This window comes from Streptomyces sp. UNOC14_S4 (genome assembly GCF_020740835.1).
Classification (GTDB): domain Bacteria; phylum Actinomycetota; class Actinomycetes; order Streptomycetales; family Streptomycetaceae; genus Streptomyces.
In genome coordinates this window covers 1-1567 of the sequence record NZ_JAINFC010000889.1, presented here as the reverse complement: position 1 = coordinate 1567, position 1567 = coordinate 1, and the positions used below count along the sequence as shown (strand labels likewise).

The following is a 1567-nucleotide window of genomic DNA, read 5'->3' as shown; positions in this document are numbered from 1 at the left end:
GCCCAGCCCCAGCAGGCCCCACAGCCGCGGACGCAGGGTGACCTCCCCGCCGAACGCCGACACGTCGCCGACGCCGAGGAGCGACAGCCCGAAGCGCGCCGAGATCCGGGTGAGCAGGCCGACGACCAGCAGGGTGAGCGCCAGGGCCGCCGCGAGCCGTGTCGCGTGGTGCCATGGCCGGGTGCCGGCCGGGGAGCGTACGGCGGTGACGAAGCCCGCGGCGAGCAGCGCGGCCGCCGCCAGGACCACCAGCAGCCAGGCCCGGTCGTCCTGCTGGGAGAGCGAGGCGTAGTTCACGGTGGCCGTGCCATTCCGTACGCGCAGCACCGCGGCCAGCGCCTGGGGCACGGGCAGCCCGATCGAGTCCGGTACCCGGCCGTCCCAGGCGCCGCCCAGGCCGACGCCGAAGGCGAGCCAGGCGAGGTTGGGCAGCCCCAGCAGCAGGACGGCCAGGGTCCGGTCCCGGTGGCCGTGCGTGCACAGCACCACCAGCCCGACGAGCAGCCCGACCGCCACATAGGCCAGCAGCACCGCCACCATCGCGAACGCGGCGGGCCGGACCGCGTCCTGGAAGCGCAGCAGCCGTGACGGCAGCGGTGTCCCGCGCGACACCGCGACGGCCACGGCGAGCAGCACCAGCAGCCACAGCAGCCCGAACCCGAGCGTGGGCACGGCCGCCGCGCGGAAGCCCACGGTGGGTGTCGCGCCCAGGGCCGCGCCGATCTCGTCGAGGACCGAGCTGCCGAGCTCGATGCGGAACGTGTGCCGGGCGGCGCGCGTGAGGAGCGCGAGCGCGACCAGCCACAGGACGGCCGTACGGGCGACCCTGGCGAGCAGTTCGCCGCCGCGGGCCACCGCGTGGTGCCGCAGCGGCCGCAGGAACACCGCGGCGACGGCCAGGGCACCCGCCAGGGTCACGGACAGCGGTACGACGTCCAGGTGCGCCCCCGTACGGCCGAAGGCCCCGGCGCCGCCCGACAGTTCCACCGAACCGCCGACGGCGGTGACCATCGTGGCGGCGACGACGGCGGGGAAGGCGCCGCCCGGCAGCCCGTTCGCCCCGGCGGCCCACAGCCCCAGGGCGGCCACGACGGCCATGGCCGCCATCCCGGCGGCGACCGCCGCGAGTGCCTCGCCCCAGGTCCGTACGGGGTGCCGCGCGGCGGTCCTCGGTGGCTGGCTCACACGCTGGCTCACACGGCCTCCGGCAGCGGCGTCGGTCGGGATGTGTCGGGGTGTGTCGGGGTGTACGGGCCGGGAGCCCGGAAGGCCAACGTACGCCCGGACGCCCCGCGCCACCTGTCGGGCGCGCCCCTCGGGGTCCGGCTTCCGTTTGCGGGGCGCGCGGGTCTGCGACACAGAATGAACCACGGTGCGAACCGTCCGGAACAGGACGGTCGGGCCGTTCAGGACAGGACGGTCAGGAGCCGTTCAGAACAGGACGGTCAGGAACCGTCCCCACCGGAGGAGAAGGGCCCGTGTCGTCCGAACCACCGTCAGGCAACCGCCCCACCGGCCCGCCGTCCGGCCCTCTGGCCGGGCAGGGGTCGGGTCAGGGGGCGGCCGG

The 1567-nt window shown here is 76.3% G+C and carries 1 protein-coding gene; it reads right to left on the bottom strand.

What is annotated here, in order from left to right; genetic code table 11:
• On the bottom strand, positions 1–1197 hold a 1197-nt coding region (locus tag K6I34_RS36770; protein WP_229332358.1), incomplete at its 3' end, for a streptophobe family protein.
• Positions 1198–1567: the final 370 nt, after the last annotated feature.